Source organism: Halovibrio sp. HP20-59, from assembly GCF_033052795.2.
GTDB lineage: Bacteria > Pseudomonadota > Gammaproteobacteria > Pseudomonadales > Halomonadaceae > Vreelandella.
Genome location: NZ_JAWJUW020000007.1, coordinates 64,218 through 80,876, shown reverse-complemented (window position 1 = coordinate 80,876; position 16,659 = coordinate 64,218). Strand labels below are relative to the sequence as shown.

The window sequence follows — 16,659 nt, the reverse complement described above, 5'->3', positions numbered from 1 at the left end:
AACTTCAGCGCTTCGAAGTCCATCTCCGCAAGGTGATGTTTGGTCAACTGAACAGCTTAGGCACTCCTTTTACTTCCGCCTTGGCACCGGCAGGCTTGGATGACCCTCTGCTCGCTTTCACTTGGCCTGTCTGTTCGCTTTTATCCGCTGGCGCTTCGTTGTTTAAAGCCTTTTGGCGACCAGCCGAGGTCCCACCTCGCTTCTTCAGGCGTCGCTGGATAGGTGAGGATGTCCGTACATCTTTCTGCCCAGACACAGCCGATTTCTGCTGTTCTGTAGCACCTTGCGTCGTTTTATCAACCATGACAGTAGGGACTGGCTGATGGCTCGGCTGTGTCACTGGGGACTCATGCTCAGCTGTGGCCAGCATTGCCTCCCCCAGGCCAAGTTGAATATGGGTATCATTCGGTGCGTTATCGGCCTCTGGGCTCCAGTCACCCAGCTCAGCCGAAACATCACTATGGTTATCTGCGTCAGCCCCTAGCGTCAGCTGACTAATCTCTGAAAAGTCATTCGTGGGTTCGGCTTGCTCAGCGATCAGTTCAACATCCCCCCCGCTTGTTGTGGGCGAAATTTGGTCATTGGTCGCTATCTGTGCAACGTTCCCACCGGCCGCCTCAACAATCTCATTTAGTAACCAAGCTCCCTCTGATTCTCTTTTAAATCCTGCTGGAGTCTTAGTATGAATGGAATTACTCATCCCATCCTGCTCATAATGTGCAATATCCCCACCGACACCGGGGACATCCTCTAGCAGCCAAGCGCCAACTATAGCCTTTTCGTCGCCTGTTTCAGCTTTGGCTGAGGCCTGCTGATTCTGGGCATCATTGCCTTTCTGTGCAGCATCCCCACCGCAAGGTATTGGCTGGCCCGTGCCTTCCTGTGTAGTGTTCTCACCTGCCGTATGAGAATCGTCCAGCAGCCAGGCACCATCTATAACTTTTTCTCCGCCTGTTTCAGCCATTGCGGAAGCCTGCTGGTTCTGGGTGCCATTGCCTTTCTGTGCAGCATCCCCACCGCAAGGGGTGGGCTGGCGCATCTCTTCCTGTGCAGTATTCCCACCTGCCGCATGGAGATCATCCATCAGCTTGGCACCGGCTATATCTTTTTCTTCGCCTGTTTCAACCATTGCGGAGGCCTGCTGGTTCTGGGTGTCATTGCCTTTCTGTGCAGCATCCCCACCGCAAGGGATGGGCTGGCGCGTCTCTTCCTGTGCAGTATCCCCACCTGCCGCATGGAGATCATCCATCGGCTTGGCACCGGCTATATCTTTTCCTTCGCCTGTTTCAACCATTGCGGAGGCCTGCTGGTTCTGGGTGCCATTGCCTTTCTGTGCAGCATCCCCACCGCAAGGGGTGGGCTGTCGCGTCTCTTCCTGTGCAGTATTCCCACCTGCCGCCTGGGAATCATCTAGCAGCCAGGCGGAAGCCACGTCGGTATTCGTGAGTGATTCATGGCTGAATGTAGAGGTTTTGCTCGCTGCCCCTAAACTCTTCTGTGCAGCATTCCCACTGGTTTTCGTTGCATCACCCGTACCCGTAGGCACTGAAGCAAACAGGCTGACATCACATACGTCTGACGCTGGAATACCTTTAGGCTTAGTCATGCGCTCTTCCCGCTTACCACTGTCTTTTGTTGGCGCAACGCCAGCGTTGCTACTGTGCTTGCCCTGGGGGCCGAGGACGGTTACCTCATAAGCGGTTTCTCGCGGGTATAGGCCTTGGTGTTCTACTGGCAGCTCCACCGCGATCATTCCCCTGAACTCGATTATGCCGGAACGTACCCGCCACAACGCTTGGTCAGATGGCAACGTCCAGGTCTTCGCCGCTTCGCTCCCCTCTGGCACTCCCTCGATTTCAGTGATGAGCCAGCCGCGATCGGCCAATGCTGCCAAAAGTACCTGTGTAAACTCCCCTGATTTACCTGGGGCTCGAAAGTCACCGCCAAAGGCCGCGGCAACGTCATCATCCAGCTTGGAAAGGGCTGTCTCCCGAACATGATGTTCGGAGAGGTAAAGCCGCTCACCAACGCGGAAGCCTGCCGCTTTGACACGCTTCGCTAAACCTTTCACCTGATAGGGTACTTGGGGAACCACTCGCAAGAACGTTTCGATCGCCAGCTCCTGGACGTTCAGATTCTCAAGCACCTTGCGTTTCTCGCCTCGTGTAGCGAGGCCGTCTATCTCTCGCAGCTGCTGGAGGAGAGTGACTGCGCGGCGCACCCCCTTGCTACTGAGGCCAGGGAAAGCCACTGGCATCAGGTTGGGAGAATGCTCGTATTTTACTGCCAGCAACAGTATGGCTCGCTCATCCTCAGGCAGCTCCCACCACGCGGGGAACTTTGCCAACAGACGCCCGCTCTGTTTATCGTGGTAGGATAGGCGGACCCACTGCCCGTCCTGTTTCGCATGCGAAACAGTCTTGCCAATATCATGTGCTGCCGCGGCAAGAGGGAGGAGGGGATCGGCACCTTCGTACTCGAAGGCCTCATCGATCACGCCTAGATGGTGCTCAAGCAGTGTCGTACTGTGGCCGTCACCGCAAAAAGCATCAGGGTGAGCCTGGAGGTAACCGAGCAACTGGTTAATTAGCGGCATGTGATGTGCCGGAACGTTACCCGACAGCTGCGCTTTCACTGGCTTGAAGTTAATCGGATCAGGATAAGGCATGTACGTAATTGAGAGATCCATGCCCCGGAACTCACCGCGAGATTTAGCGCGCTGTCGACGTGTTATTAATCCCATTCCCACTATGAGCAGAACGATCACAGAGCCAGCAGCCATTCCCCCGGCTAACCATGGCCAGACAACACGCAACCTTGCCAGGACGACCTCAGTGGCCGCTGATGCCGCGTTCGCGGGGTTTATCTCTTCGTCACCCTCTACCCAAAAGCCAGCGCCAGCTAGCCACTCCTGCAGCGTTTCCGGCCCCATGAAGTAAAAAGCAGTAGCCGCGGCGAGACTGTAGAAGATAGTTAGAGCAATAACGGATCTTAGCAGTGTCGAGCGATACCCCATCAAACTCATGTCATACGCTCCAGGCGCTTGATACGCCGATATGTCGGCGGATGTGTCGAGAAAAGCCCCCAGCTCGATTCAAGACCCGTAGAGAGCCTACTGAGAAGCCGGCAGCCTGCTATTGGAGAGGCAACACGCGCCGCGTCACGGTCGGCACGATATTCCATTAGATGCCCTAAGTGGCGGTCCAAGACTTTGAAAAGCCCTAATGCCAAGCGAATCCCCAAGCTCGCCACAGAAAAGTACAAGCCGCTCAACAGGCCAATCAGGGGAATGGGACGAAGAATTGTATAGATCAACCGCGCCAGCCAAAGCGCCACCCGCAAAATGCTGTGCTGCGTCCACCAGTATAGGCTCGCAGACGCATCGCCGCGGCGAAGGTGTGACCTCTCGTGCGCCAGCAGCCACTCAAGCTCATCAGGAGGCAGATTGAGGGCGCCCCGGGAAACGATTACAACGCCACCCGTAAGGCTCGGTATTGCATAGGCCTGAAGGGCAGGGGTCTCGTAAACCCAGACATGATCTGCAATCTCACGAGCCCCTGGGAATAGTCGGCCGATCCGGTAACTGGCTGGCGCCAGCCTAAGCCCTAGCCAGGCGAGGGCAGTCAGGCCCCCACCTGCGAGGAAGGTGGCCTTGGCCAGCCAAGTGACAGTCATCAGCTCGCCAGGGGGGCGCATAAACTCCAGGGGCAAGCCAATGAAGACCACGACCGGCAATACCACCATCACAGTAAAACCAAGCGCCCCAGCGAAACAGGCCGAAAAGGCAGACAGAAGCGCTAGCATAGGCCAAGCCTACCCTTTGCCCTCGGCCAGCATGCGGATGGCCTCCTGGGTGCTGTGGCCCTCCTCGGTGAGCTTCATCAGGCGTGCCTGGTCCTTGGGATTGGTCGAATATAGGAAGTAGGAGTAAGGATCGACCACAAAGCGGAAAAGGCCACCCCCGCTCTCGTGCTTGACGAAGACCTCCGAATAGCCGGCACCGGGCTTCACACCGCGCAGCATATCGAACAGGAATTCATCCTCACCGCCCAATTTACCGTTCTTTTGGGCGTAGTCCAGCGAGGGACCAGACTGCTTGAGTACGAATGTCCATGGCGCGTTGTCGAAGGCAGCCTGAGCGGCCGGCGACAGGTCGGTATCCTTAAAGCCCTGAGTAATGAAGCCGGCACTGCCGTAATACTTACGGATGCGCCGGAAGGCGGTTTCGATAAACTTCCCGCTTTTCGGGTCCGCGAGTAGATCCCATGCCTCATCGATCAGCATCATTTTCGGGATGTTGCGTGGGCGCAGATACATGTCCCGCGTCGTCCGAGCCATCAGGAGTGTCATGACCACATTCCGAAGCTCACGATCGACGTTTAGCTCTTCCAGCTCGAGTATGGTGAACTCATTGGAAAGATCCAGCTGGGGCTCACCGTTGAACCATGCGGCATGCCGACCTACGGCATACGGCTCCAACTGCAACGCAATACTCTTGGCCACCGGATCACTGTCTGCCCGGGACTCAAGCCACTGATAGACATGCTTGGTTTCCATGACCTCGCCATGTTTATCGTGCGCCTCAAGGATGCCTTTTTCGATCAACTGGTATTCGTAGTTGTCGGGCTCACCTAGGGGGAACGCCATCTGAGATATGGCATCCTTCAGCACCGGGATCATTTCTGCGATCTCGCTGCCACCTTCATCATCGTCGTAACGCTGCTTGCCTTTGATACCCCAGAATGGGTTAAGTGAGACCGGATGGTTAGGATCAAACCTCAGTTCCTGACCGCCCAGCAGTTCACACAGCTCCTTATAAGAGCCGCCCACGTCAATGATACGGACCACGCCATCACGACAGCGCATGTCGGTAACGAATTCGTTGGCAAGGAATGACTTACCCGCACCCGAGGTCGCGATCACCGAAAAATTGTATGAGGTGGCCGAATCAAAAATGTCGATACACGACATTTGACCGCGGCGAGAAACCAGCAACAGTCCGTTTGCGTAGAGGTAAGGGTTCCCCTGTGGGTCTTTGCGTACTACTGGCCCGTTACCGCCCCAATCGCCCTGGCAGATTGAGGCGCAAGCGCCGTTTAGGCTGGACACCATCTGTGCCCGCTGAAGGCCTGATGTAGGCTTGTCCATGCGTGGGTTGTAGCCCCATGGCAAAGACGACAACCAGATAGGCAGCGAGATATAGCGTTCACGCGAGGCTCTGAAGCCTGCTTTCCGCCACAACGAGGAAACATAGTCCGCGTCCGAAGCTGCTCGCTCGGGTTCGGTGATGATATTGATCCCCGACCACATGCGTACCGGGCAGTAGTTTGAGCGAGTATCGTTGAGCAGCTGCTGGGTATCTCTACGCCGCGTGAAGAGGTGCGGCATCATCCCCTTGTACCACTCGGAATCACTCATGCATTGCTTTGAGATCATGCCCATTCGCATGGTGATGTCATCACGAGCCTTTTCGGTGTTCGGCTTGTAGATGGTGGTATACATCCAGTAGGCCGGCGCGATCCGATCGGTCGCCGACTTCAACTCCCCAAGCATGTCACCTGTCATGTAGAGACGCAGGTAGTCCGGGTAGGTGTCGATGGTCAAAGGGACAACATCCACCTCCCTTTCATTGTCGCTAAACTGGACTGCACCCGAGGACTTCACTCGAATGCGTGTGCGCTTATCGAAAATGGAATCAATGAAGTGACCACCTTCCTCCTCCAGGCGTTGAAGCTCCCCTGGCACCATTTGTGGGTTGGCTATGCGGCGCAGCACACGTCGCGTACCCAATTCGTTCATCAGGGCAGGGGACAGGCCCATAGAGCTGAATGTCCCCATCACCGACTGCCGGAATTCGTCGCACATGTGCCGCCATGAACGAATCTCTTCAGCATGCTCTGGGTCACCGCCAAAGGTCATGGTGAAAAAGGCGAAGTAATGCACCTCCCGGGGATATAGACGCTCATTCGGTAGGAGGCTTTTGTTCCCGGCCGCGGCGTCAAGCATGTGCTTGCTACGGCGCTCTACCAGCTCTTGGAGCATAGGGTCTTTGCAGTAACGTAACCGCCGTGCCTGCCAGGTATTTATCCGGTCCTCAATGGCCGGCGAACTATGGGCGACGAACTGGATAACCGTGTCCGCTGGCGCTCGCGTAATCAGCGACTCGATTTGCTCCTCGATGTCCTTGCCAGCCACCATCAATGGCGCAAACTGGACGCCGAAGCCAAGCTGAGGATGTTTACCATCATCCCGGACACAGTAGTTATCTTCATAGTCGATGTAGGGGAGCAGGCTCGCGGGATCATCCCGCTCAGTCAGCGCCTCGGCTGCCTGGAGGGGGAGGGCGCGATCGCCATAATCGGGAGCGCCCTGCTGGATCATGCGGCGCACTTGGTGCCGCATACGAGTCATCGCGGTTATCTTCATATCAATTCTCCGGGACGATCTGCATTTGCGGCTGAATGCGATAAGGATTCACGCTGGCGTCTTGCCCTCTCGGCGCGATGTGTTGAACACCCGGAGAAGGTCCGATCATGCCTGCCCCAATGCCATCGTCACGCAGCTGGCCATAACTCCAGTCATCAGGCAGAGTCACATACAGGTATTCGCCCGATCGTAGAATGCCGTCATCACCGCGCCATGGCGCCACCCAGATACGCACCGGTTTACCTGGCTGGTAGACAGGCATATCGGTTAGGCCTCCCCCGCTATAGGGTCGCCATTGCTCGATCTTTTCTTCTTCAGCTTCTGAGCCATCCTTACGGCCCTCCATCACTGTTTCAGAGGAACCACTATTTGCCACCGCAGCTTCATAAACATCGCCGGTACCGACACACTCGCTTCCCAGCTCACAATCATGCTGGACAGTGGCACACCCACCGAGGAACAGCAGGGCGGTCAAGGGGATCATCAACTTTAAGCTCATCGTATTAGCCCTCGCTCGGCATCTTGTCGGCCAGCTCGTAGGCTTCCCACTCGAGCTTCTGGCCTTCCTGGATTACAACAGTGCCACGGCGCCCTGATGGAACCTCGATCACCGGGAACATGGATTCAGCCTCTTCGATGTAACGCTCTGCCAGTATCTCCATCGCGCGGCCTGCACCGCCGTACATGCCAACCTCGGCGACACTGTTCGGGTCGATGGTGGTGACAACGCCGCTGCCTGTGACAGCCGATTCAGCACCTTGAGCTGCTGTTGCAGCAATGCTGCTGGCGCCTTCTGCGAAGCCAGCAAGCATGGCCTTACCCAGCAGGGCGCCAGCACGTCGCTCAACTTTGCCGCGAAGCCCCAGACGGCCATCCGAGTCCACGATGTAGCCATTGATTGGAGACTCAAGCATCATTCCAGTCCGTGTATCGACACAGGAAATACGAGAGACGTTGATATGCGCTCGCTCGCTCGACAAATCACCGTAGCCACCGCCCATACCAAAGCAGTCAGCGAGGCGATACCGCGCACTGCCAGGTAGGAATGCATCGTTTTGAATGCGGAATAGCACCGGCTGAGGGTTGTTGCGGGTACGCTCGGCAGCGCCAAAGTCAGCGCCAGTCAACATTGCCACCTCAGAGAACGACCCCATAGGGAGGAACCCAGCTTTAGGTGGCCCCAGATCCTCTTCTTCGTCATCCTGCTGAGCCGCTTCATTACGTAAGATGCGAGCGCTGGACTCACCACTTGAGCCATTGAGTACGATCGGGTCAGCCGGTCCTTCTTCCTTCTGGAGCTGTGGAAACTGTGAAGGAATGACGCCGCCCTGTGTCGACGATTGTTGCCTCGGGGGTAAACCGGCACGGCCAGAGTCACCATCTCGACGCGCTACCGGGGGCGGAGGTACCGCGCTAGCGTCGTCGCCTCGGGGGGGGCGAAGATAGTCAGACGGGGCACGGTTGGCGTCGGTGCTTCTGTTTGAAGATGTGCCAATGCGAACCTCACTGGTGCCATCATCTCCGCTAGAAATATCGGCTAGTCGTGTGCGCAGCGACTCCATGGTTTCCCGCGTTTGCTCGCGTTCGGATTCCATGCCAGCCTGCATTTCTTCGAGCTGCGCCTGAAGTCGTGCATCCCTCTGCTCTTGACTCTCGCGCTGGTCTGCCAATTCTTCATGAGCCTCCCTTAACTGTTGTTGAAGTCGGGAAATAGTGACTTCCTCCCCATGCCGTGTATCCGGCGTGGTGTCCATAAATTCCGGGGGAGGGGGCGCTTTATTGCTACTGTTGTCTCGTGCGCTAATAGCGTTACTTGCCACAAGCCAGATGACTAGGCAGGCCCCACCACCATATAGAAGCCACTTTCTTCCCTGCGCTCGCTCCAACAGGCTCTGAGAGACTACCTTGGACTTAGCTCGGGCCTTGGCCACCCTAGAAGGCTTGTCCTGGCCCGATTCATTCGGCTGCTGGTTGTTCTGATCTTCAGCCACGGTCAACCTCCACGACGATCATTCGGGGCTGATCGCGCTCACTTACCGTGTCCCCTTCCAAGGAAACAGCAACGACGCCATCGCGGTAGAAGTCACGAGGCTCGACTTCAAGGGAGGTATCAGAAGACAGCCGGTAAATATTCACGACATGGCCGGAACCACGGTACTGGGTTTCCGCTGTGAGCTTGAGCGTGCCGCCATTAGGCATTTCAAGTCGGGCACTAGGCGGGGCGCCAGCCGGCTCAAACCCGCTAGGGCGAGCCCCCTGGAAAGCGGACAGGATAGTGTCAGCAATCCAACGATCCTTGGGCCGGCTTTCCCTTTCGGGCTCTGCGGATAGGTCAGGGGCGTTTCGATACCGGAACACCTGGGCATCGATGCCGCTTTCCGGCGCTAGCTTCACCGTGAAGGCCTCGCCGCTTCGCAGCTGGATGAAGATAGAGAACGGGTCGGCTTCGTCTGCAGGACGGATGAGGAGACCACGTTTGCCATCAGTCGGCACAGGGTTGTCACGCAACTCGGCCTCGGGGGGGATAACAATCGTAGAGTACGGCTCTGGGAATACCAGCCGGTTATAAGCATCGGTGGATACAACCACCTTCTGGACATCATCGCTGGCGCTGACAAAGGTGGCGACGGCAAGCGCCGCCACCATGACCAGCCCCTGCATCTTAGGCTTTTTCATTCGTCCTCCAAAGAGAAACCAGCGACATACGGAACGCCACCGCTGAAGGAATAGCGGACACGGTAAGCAATCGGTTCGTCTTCGATCTGTTCGGTGCCATGCCAAGCCCGCAAGCGCCCATAAACTCGCACTGTGCCGTCTAGGACTTGGGTCCCTTCAATGAACAAGGCCTGGGTACGCTCAGATTTCTCCAGGTCTGGAATCCGTGCTTGTAGATCATTGCCGACCTTGGCATAGAGGGCCGGCGTCATCCGGTTCTGGAACCGAGCGTATTGGCTTCTCACGTTCCTTGGGGTCCAAGAGCTGTGCAGCTGGGCATCCGCCATGGCTATCTCAGTGAGGTAGCTCGCATCGGTATAACCAGCGCTGGCGCCCACCTCGACCGGCCCATCCACGACGTGCAGGTTGTAGGGAACCAGCCGGGTTGGCATATTGGCGCTGAGCTGGACATAGCTCTGCAAGACATAGATCAGCAACCCAGTCAGGAGCAGGGTGCAGAACATCCAGCCCCTGGCAGCGACCCACTGATTTCGCAATGCATTGAGGTATTTCATCAGCGAATGTACTCCAATCGCATTGGCCTAGGTGCGTATTTGCCAAGCAGCGGGTCTAACTTGAGCCCCATCCGCCACAAGACATGCTGCACTTGTCCCCGCTTCTGGCCGGCACGCATCTTCTTAGCCATCATCATGAGAAAGATCCCCGCAAATAGGCCTGGGATAAAAAACCGCATGATGATGCCCACGCCGATCACCATGATGGCGACAACCACCTCGGTCATCTCCCAGGCGAAGATGGGGATAGGGGCATCAACATCCTGCGGTATCCGATAGGACTCGTTAGACATGACCCGCGACTCCTAACTCAGGTGCCTGAGAACCAGCTGAAGATTTCCTTGATCATGAAGGGGCCGACCGCAAAGGCACCGGCGATCCCTAGACCCAGGAACGCAGGGGCAGCAGATTGACGTCCAAGGCCCACCAGGCAACCGATGATCAGCGCCAGAATGGAAATGCCGATACCGAAGGGCCCATGCGCCAGCTCTTCAACCTTGTCAGCGAAGTCTTCAAAGTCTTCCTGTGCCCATGCTGGCATCGCCAGGAAAGCGGTAGTAGCAACCAACAGTGAGCGCTCTGCTGCTCGCTTCTTGTTCATGCGGAGGCATTCGACTAGATGAGCGAGCTTGCCCTGCTTGGTTGTGGCCTGGGTATCTACGGAAGTAGTCATTGGTACTGATCTCCTAATGTCGCGAGGACTTCGTTTGCGTATTGCTGGCCTGCCGGACTATTCGGCGACCCAGCGTTGTAAGCGGCCAATGCCGCCTCCCACTCGCCGTAGCGCGTGATGTTGTCGTAGAGAATCCACGTCCCTACAGCGAAATTCGTACACTCATTTTCCAACAACTCACGCTCGGTAATTCCCCATTGCTGGAGGTAATTCCGGTTGGTTTCCTGGTCGAGCCACCATGTATTGACTTGCATAGCGCCTAGGTCGTAAGTGCCATTCTTGTTCGGACCTATGCGACCCACTAATTGCCCTCGGCTGCCGCTCTCTTGAAGACGCACTGCCGCGACAATCTCGATGGGTACTTGGTAGTAATCAGCGATTTCAGGGACACAATCAGGTAGGGCAATCATTGACCACCTCCTAGCGCTGTTCTTCAGCCACTGCCGCGGATTCCCCAGCGCCAGCTTCGTCGTTGGTTTCTTCTGGGGTGTTCTGCGCTTCAGGCTTGGCCACATCAAACGGCGTCATCATCCGCTCAGCGACCATGGCAGTGGGGCTGACACGATCCATCACCAGCCCGACCTCCAGACTTTCCTCGAAGCCGCCTTCTGCTCCTGGTTTGGGGATCTTTCGCAATAGGCCGGTAACTCGTCCCTCAACATGAAGGGCGGTGCCGGCCTCGTACTCGACAAGTCGATCGACAACGCGCCCAAAAGCAGCCATGGACACCACGCCGGTATGCTGAAAGGAGCGCCCCAGGTCCGGTCGGTCAGGGCCGATCTGCAGGTACGCTGTGGAGGGTGGTCCCTCCTTCTCGGGAGTTTTCACCCCCCTCAGCAAGCCAATCGCAATGAAACGATTGAAAAGATGTTTTTCGATGTTGCCCTCGATCATCGGGGCAGCCGGCTGGATGTTGTTGGCCACCAACTCGGCACTCAGGTGCTGCTCACCCGTGTGGTGTGCACGGCGCACAATGCCGCCAACATGGCCGAAAATTTCAATGTAAGAATCAACATCCAGCTTGGCTGCGCGATCAGATAGATGATTCGGAATTCGGACAATGATCTGATTTACAGATTGGATTAGGGCTTCTGTGCTTCGCTTGTTCTTACCAACCTTGAGCACCATCAGGCCAGAACGACCGCGCTCCTTTGGCGTCTCTTTTCGTAGAATCTGGGCGTGGGCGATAAAGACGTTCATTGGTCTGCCTCCAGGTAAAAAATCTCGGCGCGACGGTTTGCCGCCCGCGCTTCATCAGTCGTGCCGTCAACCAACTTGGGATAGATGCCATGCCCTTCCGTCAGGAACCGGGCCTTTGGCCAAGCCAAATGGAGCTGTCCCGCGATCGCATCAGCGCGGCGCTGTGAGAGTGAAATGTTGTAGGACTCAGGGCCGATATGGTCGGTGTACCCAACAATGAGCACACGGCCAGCCAGGTCTTCTCCTTCCAGGAAGGAAGCCATTTCACGCTGAGAGGTAGGCGTCAGCGTTGTTGAGTCGAACTCGAAATGGAAGCGCGCCAGAGGCACAGACTCCATGGCGTCCTTGTAGTCATCCAGCATTGAGGCATGGCGCTGCTGCCAATAGGCCTCGTCGTAAACGGTGCCGCCGTAAGCGTAGCGATCAAGCCCCTGGCCAGCCCCGTAGTACCAGTTGGTGGTACGGGTCGCGTTGACCCCTTGAAGCGTATAGGCAGGGATCACCACATGCCGACTGGTCATCGTGTTATACGATTCAGGTAGCGTTGACGTCCGTGCGTGCTCCAGAGCCGGAGGATGTGCTGCACAGCCAGCGAGAACAGCTGTCAGCGCGACAGCAAGCACAGGGTTTCGCAGTGTCATCAAAGGTTCTCCAGGTACTTGATTACCGCCTCGGCCCTCTCGGCAACGTCTCCCGACAGGCTCAATAGCTTCACTTCAGAACGAGACACAGCGACAAAGGCAGGGTACTCACGAAGACCTGCCCAACCAGCAAGCCTCGCTGCTCGCTCAATCGCCTCGACAGAGCTGGGATCGCTGATATGGTCGTCCGCAAACTCGTTCCACCGAACTTGGGGAACATGCAATTGGAGGTGCGCCAGCACATCGTCATAGTCCTTGAGGGGAACCCCGGTTTCGCCAGCCGTGAGAAAGGCTTTGCGAACGTCATTGGCGACCCCTGGAATAGAACGAGATGCGTAATAGGCGCGTTCGCGCCATGCTCGTTCAAGGCCGGTATGGGAAGGCAGAGGAGCATAGCGGTACTCCAGGCCCGCCGCTTCGACGGCTGCCTGAATAGAAGAGTGGTGTTTGTCCATGGCCTGGCAGTGCGGGCAATCGAAGCTGGCAAACTCAACCAGCGCCAGAGGCTGATCATTTCCGGCATGAGCGCCAGCAGCGAGCCCCAAGGTGGCCACGGTGACACCGAGAATTCTACGGATGGGGTGTAGCAGGCGGGTAGGGGAAATCATTGGTCGCTCTCCCCCGACTGATCACTAGATTCGTTACCTTGGTGGCTTTCGATCCAGGCGTCTTCGTGCAGCAAGCGCCACACGGTAAAGCGACATGCATAGTCAGCTGATTCAAACGCCTCATGCACCGATTCCTGTTGCTTAGGAAAGGTTAGCTGCGTCAGTGAAGTTGCCACATTGCCAAACCACAGAACGGGCTGACAGGTACGCTCAATTCGAGCTTCTGAATCGGTCGCCAGAACAATCCATGCGACCCATACTAATATGGCCACGCCAATAAGCGTGCTGCCTCGCATCGCCATCATCTCAATTCCGCCTCCCAGCGGTGCTCTCTCATAGGTGCCCTTAATGGGCCTCGCAGGTAGATAGGGCAGCCACTGACACTTAACCGGGGGAAGTAGAAATTTTTTTTGCGCGAGTCGCTTTGCTGGCGCTTGCCAAGGCTTAGAGGGAGATGAAAACGACTATCGAGGGAGGCTTAGAACAGGGAGAGCTGGGTTTCTTTAGAGCGAGGAGAGGGGGAGGTGCTGCTTTGCTCATAATCGACTGTCGAATACGCTCCAGAGGCATCATCAGCGCCAGCGAGCCACGCCATATCCTCAGGCGACCAAGGAAGATAAGGAGAGGGCTGATAGCTGCCCAGCGTTTTGTGTAATTCATGAGACAAGCGGTAAGCCTCGTCGCGCCCTTGATCCATTACCTTTCCGTTAGGATGTGTTTTCGGGATGCTAACTCAAATGCTAAAGCTGGCGCGATCGCATCGACCGCGCCAGCTCAATTCTTACAGGGCGGGCTTATCGGCCACCAGGATGGTCACGTTCACACCAGTTCCGGTGAACTCGCCCTGATAGCTAGCTGGCCATGCCATTTCCCAACCTGGCAGCAGATCCTTGCCACGCATGCTGCCGGGGAGGATAGCCACCAGCCGCCCGCCCGGAGCTAGACAACCCGCTGCGGCTTCAAGATGATGCAGGGCGCGACCTTTGCTGTACGGCGGGTTCATGACTATTTTGGTGTAGCTTCTGGCCGTATTTGCCCATTCCAGAAAATCGGCTTGATGGCAGCGAAACCCCTTCGCCGCCAGCACCTTGCAATGCAGAGGTGCCAGCTCGACACAGGTAGTGCGATCATTGGGAAGCATATCAGCAATATGGCCCTGGCCAGCACTTGGCTCTAGTGCCGTATCTTCGTCGTTGATCTCGGCCAGTTCTACAACCTCATACGCCAAGCGTTCCGGGGTGGGGTAATACTGGTGGCTCTTATGGTCAGGGATGCAACCACTGGCAACAATCTCATCCAAAACCGGCTTGGTGTGGTAGTCGAACTCAAACCACGACGACGCGCCGTTATCACTGCCCATCTTAACCCCACCGATAGCCATGAGTACCTGCTCAGCCTCAGCCAGCGCTGCCTTGTCCTTCGCGCCATAATCGAACTCAATCGCCCAAGGGTTCTCTGTCTTCGGTGCCCGTATTTCGAGATGACGCAGGTGGCTGGGGCAGCGGGTAGGTACGCTGCGCATGGAGCTGAGTAGATTGATGACCGCAAACGGGAGTGGGCGATCCATTAGCACAAAGTCTTTAGGCTTTCGCTTGGGAGGTGTACGGAACTCGGAAGGAATTGCAGCCGGGTGCAAATGCGCCAGCACTTGGTTCAGGCGAAAGGCAATCTCGGGGTGTACTTCAAGATGCGCCGTGCCTTTTTTAAAGACTTTCAGGTACAGAGCGCCGCCATCAACCATAAACCGCTTGCCTGGGGTGCGCCGTGCAATATCAATCAATCGGCTGGTGGCCTGCCAGTTTGGCTCATCGCGGCCCATAAATTTAGCAACGACTGAGCGAAGGTCATTGATATGGCCTGCTTGGTCATGATTCACCGTCTCATAGGAAGTGACGACATAATTGAGGATCATCCTCTTGTAGAAACCTTCAGGCCGATTGGTAACATGCTCACGGCTTAGGGCGCGGAATATACCGTCGACACGCTCAGCTAGGAAGGTGCCGCGCATCATTAGCAGCTCGGTCAGGGTTGCCCTGACGGTTTCCTCAGTGAAGTCCGGGGTTTTCATCTCGTTAATCTGCTCCCACCACTCGCTGCGGCGAGTCTGAGGCATGAAGTCGAGAACATCGGTCATCTTCAAGGCCCGGTCCCAATATTCAGCGTTCAGCGCTGCGATCGCGCCTTCTTCAATAAAAATATTCTCTGCGGACAGTGATGAGTAACGTGTGTTGTCGTGCTTGCGGTTGCCCTGGATGAAGTAGTTGATGACACCCTTACGATCACCATCAAGCAGTGCCGCCACTTCTTCCACACGCCTACGCATTGCGTTGTAGCGCCCCACCAACCCATCGACCATATCTGTCGAGGCCGGGGCAAAGAACTCGCCCATATCTCCAAGGTATTCAGTGCTGTCGTGGCTATCAATGGCTTCGTGAATCATGGTGCCGCTCCCTATTTAGTGATCTATTACAAGCGAGTTTCCGAGGTGCCTGGCCTCCTGCGTAGGTGACGCCGACCGGCTGCCTTCGTTATGATGTAAACACTTTAATACAGAATAACTGTTTACGACAAGTAATAAAGTGTTCAACGCACACTTTTAAGGAGAGAGCATGCCCACAGATAACATCAGCAATCAACAGCTATACGCAGCACTGGCAAGGCTTAGAATGAATGGTCGTGCATGTAATGCAGCTGTAGAGGTGATTACGAAGGTGTGCGACACATACGCCGAAGCAGCCAATAAGCATGGCGTGTCCAGAGCTGCTGTTTCTCAGGCAGCAAAGCGAATACAGGCGGAAGTAGAGCGGGTGTTCGTGGCAGTCGAGGTGAGATTGCCCAAGGACAAGCTGCTGGCGCTGGATGAATGGCTAGAGTGTCAAGGAGGGGCAAGACTAACTAGCAGCGACTCTGAGAACGGAGAACCGTAGAAGGCTAAGGCGGGGAATACTGACAGGGGAAGCGGGCTGGCTAGCCAACCCGCTGCGTCACATCCTGGATGAAGATGCTTTTGCGGCCCAGCAAATCACAAAGAGGCGCGGCGCTCGCCTGCCTCGGGCGGTGCATACTGGCTAAGGGTCGTTTCTAGCTGTTCGGGTATCTCAAGGCAAGTACGAAGCTCACATTGAGCATGGATCAGTAGCGCCAGCTTGGGCGTCCACTCAGGCAAACCAAGGTGGCCGATATACTCCTCAGCAACAGGGCCAGCCAGAAACTCAGCCGCCGACACCTGGTGCTTTAGGTTATTGCTTTTCAGGTCGTCAATCGCCTTCAAAAATACTTGCGTGAGCAATTGGCGATGGGGCAATAGTTCCTGAGCCTGGTGGCAATCCGTCGACACAATGCCCTGGCCAGGAATCAAAACATCAGCAAGTGCGGAAATTTGTGAGTCCATTATTTAACTACTCCCCTCCAGTCCCAGCCTCAAGGCTTTCAAGGTGATTGTTAATTGAGGCCATGACCTTCATTGGATTGGCCACGCGATCAAAACGAGCCTCGCTTGTGCTAGTGCCTGCCGCCGACATTTCCACCGTCCCGTATCCCAGTAAGCGGCCCACAATCGTCTGGTGTACTTCGGTCGAGCGAATGTGATGAATAAACAGGGGGGTAACACGTCTGGCGATGATGCCGTGCCGCTCTATAACGCGATCGGAGCCGATTGCGTATTCGTGAGCAAGGCGCTGGTAGGCGACGTTCAGCAACCCCCAGGCAGCTAGCCCCATCCCTGCCCAGGAAAGGATGTTCGTCAGAGGTGCTGGAGCATTCGCCCCAGCGAGGGCGAAGGGGGCATGAGGCGCAAAGTGCAACACAGCCCCTAGGGGTACGAGCAACCAGTGGCCCAATAGGGCGCGGTGACTAACTCGGAAGGTGGTCTTGCTATTCAT

The 16,659-nt window shown here is 56.3% G+C and carries 19 protein-coding genes; 1 reads left to right on the top strand and 18 read right to left on the bottom strand.

Annotation, left to right across the window (positions count from 1 at the left end):
- Window positions 1-43: 43 nt before the first annotated feature.
- From RZA33_RS10190 to RZA33_RS10115, 16 genes are all read right to left on the bottom strand, one after another.
- Window positions 44-3,025, bottom strand: a complete 2,982-nt coding sequence (locus RZA33_RS10190) for a hypothetical protein (protein ID WP_035557846.1) — start codon at window positions 3,023-3,025, stop codon at window positions 44-46.
- On the bottom strand, window positions 3,022-3,804 hold the full coding sequence (locus tag RZA33_RS10185) for a M48 family metallopeptidase (protein ID WP_113270589.1): 783 nt from the start codon (window positions 3,802-3,804) through the stop codon (window positions 3,022-3,024). Before RZA33_RS10185 ends, RZA33_RS10190 begins: the two co-directional genes overlap by 4 nt.
- Before the next feature lie 9 nt (window positions 3,805-3,813).
- Window positions 3,814-6,426, bottom strand: a complete 2,613-nt coding sequence (locus tag RZA33_RS10180; RefSeq protein ID WP_317507689.1) for a TraC family protein — start codon at window positions 6,424-6,426, stop codon at window positions 3,814-3,816.
- A gap of 1 nt (window position 6,427) precedes the next feature.
- Complete coding sequence (locus RZA33_RS10175; protein WP_035557838.1) at window positions 6,428-6,925, bottom strand: TraV family lipoprotein; 498 nt, start codon at window positions 6,923-6,925, stop codon at window positions 6,428-6,430.
- Between the two features lie 4 nt (window positions 6,926-6,929).
- The gene (locus RZA33_RS10170; protein ID WP_101145385.1) at window positions 6,930-8,417 is read right to left on the bottom strand and encodes a TrbI/VirB10 family protein; all 1,488 of its coding nucleotides are present in this window, start codon (window positions 8,415-8,417) and stop codon (window positions 6,930-6,932) included.
- Window positions 8,410-9,102 (bottom strand): TraK domain-containing protein, encoded by a 693-nt coding sequence (locus RZA33_RS10165; protein ID WP_035557832.1) that lies wholly within the window; start codon window positions 9,100-9,102, stop codon window positions 8,410-8,412. Before RZA33_RS10165 ends, RZA33_RS10170 begins: the two co-directional genes overlap by 8 nt.
- Window positions 9,099-9,638 (bottom strand): TraE/TraK family type IV conjugative transfer system protein, encoded by a 540-nt coding sequence (locus tag RZA33_RS10160; RefSeq protein WP_322976204.1) that lies wholly within the window; start codon window positions 9,636-9,638, stop codon window positions 9,099-9,101. Before RZA33_RS10160 ends, RZA33_RS10165 begins: the two co-directional genes overlap by 4 nt.
- Window positions 9,639-9,655: 17 nt before the next feature.
- Complete coding sequence (gene traL, locus RZA33_RS10155; RefSeq protein ID WP_008958346.1) at window positions 9,656-9,949, bottom strand: type IV conjugative transfer system protein TraL; 294 nt, start codon at window positions 9,947-9,949, stop codon at window positions 9,656-9,658.
- A 17-nt stretch (window positions 9,950-9,966) separates the two neighbouring features.
- The gene (locus RZA33_RS10150; RefSeq protein ID WP_035557825.1) at window positions 9,967-10,329 is read right to left on the bottom strand and encodes a TrbC/VirB2 family protein; all 363 of its coding nucleotides are present in this window, start codon (window positions 10,327-10,329) and stop codon (window positions 9,967-9,969) included.
- Window positions 10,326-10,739: a lytic transglycosylase domain-containing protein gene (locus RZA33_RS10145; RefSeq protein ID WP_045812323.1), complete on the bottom strand. Its 414-nt coding sequence runs from the start codon at window positions 10,737-10,739 to the stop codon at window positions 10,326-10,328. Before RZA33_RS10145 ends, RZA33_RS10150 begins: the two co-directional genes overlap by 4 nt.
- A 10-nt stretch (window positions 10,740-10,749) precedes the next feature.
- Entirely contained in the window at window positions 10,750-11,529 is a 780-nt protein-coding gene (locus RZA33_RS10140) for a hypothetical protein (protein WP_035557823.1), read from the bottom strand.
- Complete coding sequence (locus RZA33_RS10135) at window positions 11,526-12,170, bottom strand: OmpA family protein (protein WP_240719799.1); 645 nt, start codon at window positions 12,168-12,170, stop codon at window positions 11,526-11,528. The genes RZA33_RS10140 and RZA33_RS10135 overlap by 4 nt, the downstream gene beginning before the upstream one ends.
- A complete protein-coding gene (locus RZA33_RS10130; RefSeq protein ID WP_317507688.1) occupies window positions 12,170-12,778 on the bottom strand; it encodes a thioredoxin domain-containing protein in 609 nt (202 codons plus the stop codon). Before RZA33_RS10130 ends, RZA33_RS10135 begins: the two co-directional genes overlap by 1 nt.
- Window positions 12,775-13,083, bottom strand: coding sequence for a hypothetical protein (locus RZA33_RS10125; protein ID WP_035557818.1), 309 nt, complete (start codon window positions 13,081-13,083; stop codon window positions 12,775-12,777). Before RZA33_RS10125 ends, RZA33_RS10130 begins: the two co-directional genes overlap by 4 nt.
- Before the next feature lie 173 nt (window positions 13,084-13,256).
- On the bottom strand, window positions 13,257-13,475 hold the full coding sequence (locus tag RZA33_RS10120) for a hypothetical protein (RefSeq protein WP_317507687.1): 219 nt from the start codon (window positions 13,473-13,475) through the stop codon (window positions 13,257-13,259).
- A gap of 84 nt (window positions 13,476-13,559) precedes the next feature.
- Entirely contained in the window at window positions 13,560-15,218 is a 1,659-nt protein-coding gene (locus RZA33_RS10115) for a DUF4942 domain-containing protein (RefSeq protein ID WP_317507686.1), read from the bottom strand.
- 169 nt (window positions 15,219-15,387) lie between these two features.
- On the opposite strand from RZA33_RS10115, the gene RZA33_RS10110 reads away from it, so the two are divergent.
- Window positions 15,388-15,705, top strand: coding sequence for a hypothetical protein (locus RZA33_RS10110; protein ID WP_317507685.1), 318 nt, complete (start codon window positions 15,388-15,390; stop codon window positions 15,703-15,705).
- Between the two features lie 95 nt (window positions 15,706-15,800).
- Here the strand turns inward: RZA33_RS10110 and RZA33_RS10105 are convergent, their stop codons facing one another.
- Both RZA33_RS10105 and RZA33_RS10100 read right to left on the bottom strand, forming a co-directional pair.
- On the bottom strand, window positions 15,801-16,169 hold the full coding sequence (locus tag RZA33_RS10105; protein ID WP_317507684.1) for a hypothetical protein: 369 nt from the start codon (window positions 16,167-16,169) through the stop codon (window positions 15,801-15,803).
- A 7-nt stretch (window positions 16,170-16,176) separates the two neighbouring features.
- Entirely contained in the window at window positions 16,177-16,659 is a 483-nt protein-coding gene (locus tag RZA33_RS10100; RefSeq protein WP_317507683.1) for a PH domain-containing protein, read from the bottom strand.

Coding starts and splice junctions, on each gene's coding strand:
- RZA33_RS10110 (WP_317507685.1), top strand. CDS start 15,388: ATGCCCACAGATAACATCAGCAATCAACAGCTATACGCAGCACTGGCA.
- RZA33_RS10135 (WP_240719799.1), bottom strand. CDS start 12,170: ATGACACTGCGAAACCCTGTGCTTGCTGTCGCGCTGACAGCTGTTCTC.
- RZA33_RS10185 (WP_113270589.1), bottom strand. CDS start 3,804: ATGCTAGCGCTTCTGTCTGCCTTTTCGGCCTGTTTCGCTGGGGCGCTT.
- RZA33_RS10175 (WP_035557838.1), bottom strand. CDS start 6,925: ATGAGCTTAAAGTTGATGATCCCCTTGACCGCCCTGCTGTTCCTCGGT.
- RZA33_RS10140 (WP_035557823.1), bottom strand. CDS start 11,529: ATGAACGTCTTTATCGCCCACGCCCAGATTCTACGAAAAGAGACGCCA.
- RZA33_RS10115 (WP_317507686.1), bottom strand. CDS start 15,218: ATGATTCACGAAGCCATTGATAGCCACGACAGCACTGAATACCTTGGA.
- RZA33_RS10190 (WP_035557846.1), bottom strand. CDS start 3,025: ATGAGTTTGATGGGGTATCGCTCGACACTGCTAAGATCCGTTATTGCT.
- RZA33_RS10120 (WP_317507687.1), bottom strand. CDS start 13,475: ATGGATCAAGGGCGCGACGAGGCTTACCGCTTGTCTCATGAATTACAC.
- RZA33_RS10180 (WP_317507689.1), bottom strand. CDS start 6,426: ATGAAGATAACCGCGATGACTCGTATGCGGCACCAAGTGCGCCGCATG.
- RZA33_RS10125 (WP_035557818.1), bottom strand. CDS start 13,083: ATGATGGCGATGCGAGGCAGCACGCTTATTGGCGTGGCCATATTAGTA.
- RZA33_RS10100 (WP_317507683.1), bottom strand. CDS start 16,659: ATGAATAGCAAGACCACCTTCCGAGTTAGTCACCGCGCCCTATTGGGC.
- RZA33_RS10145 (WP_045812323.1), bottom strand. CDS start 10,739: ATGATTGCCCTACCTGATTGTGTCCCTGAAATCGCTGATTACTACCAA.
- RZA33_RS10165 (WP_035557832.1), bottom strand. CDS start 9,102: ATGAAAAAGCCTAAGATGCAGGGGCTGGTCATGGTGGCGGCGCTTGCC.
- RZA33_RS10150 (WP_035557825.1), bottom strand. CDS start 10,329: ATGACTACTTCCGTAGATACCCAGGCCACAACCAAGCAGGGCAAGCTC.
- RZA33_RS10105 (WP_317507684.1), bottom strand. CDS start 16,169: ATGGACTCACAAATTTCCGCACTTGCTGATGTTTTGATTCCTGGCCAG.
- traL (WP_008958346.1), bottom strand. CDS start 9,949: ATGTCTAACGAGTCCTATCGGATACCGCAGGATGTTGATGCCCCTATC.
- RZA33_RS10130 (WP_317507688.1), bottom strand. CDS start 12,778: ATGATTTCCCCTACCCGCCTGCTACACCCCATCCGTAGAATTCTCGGT.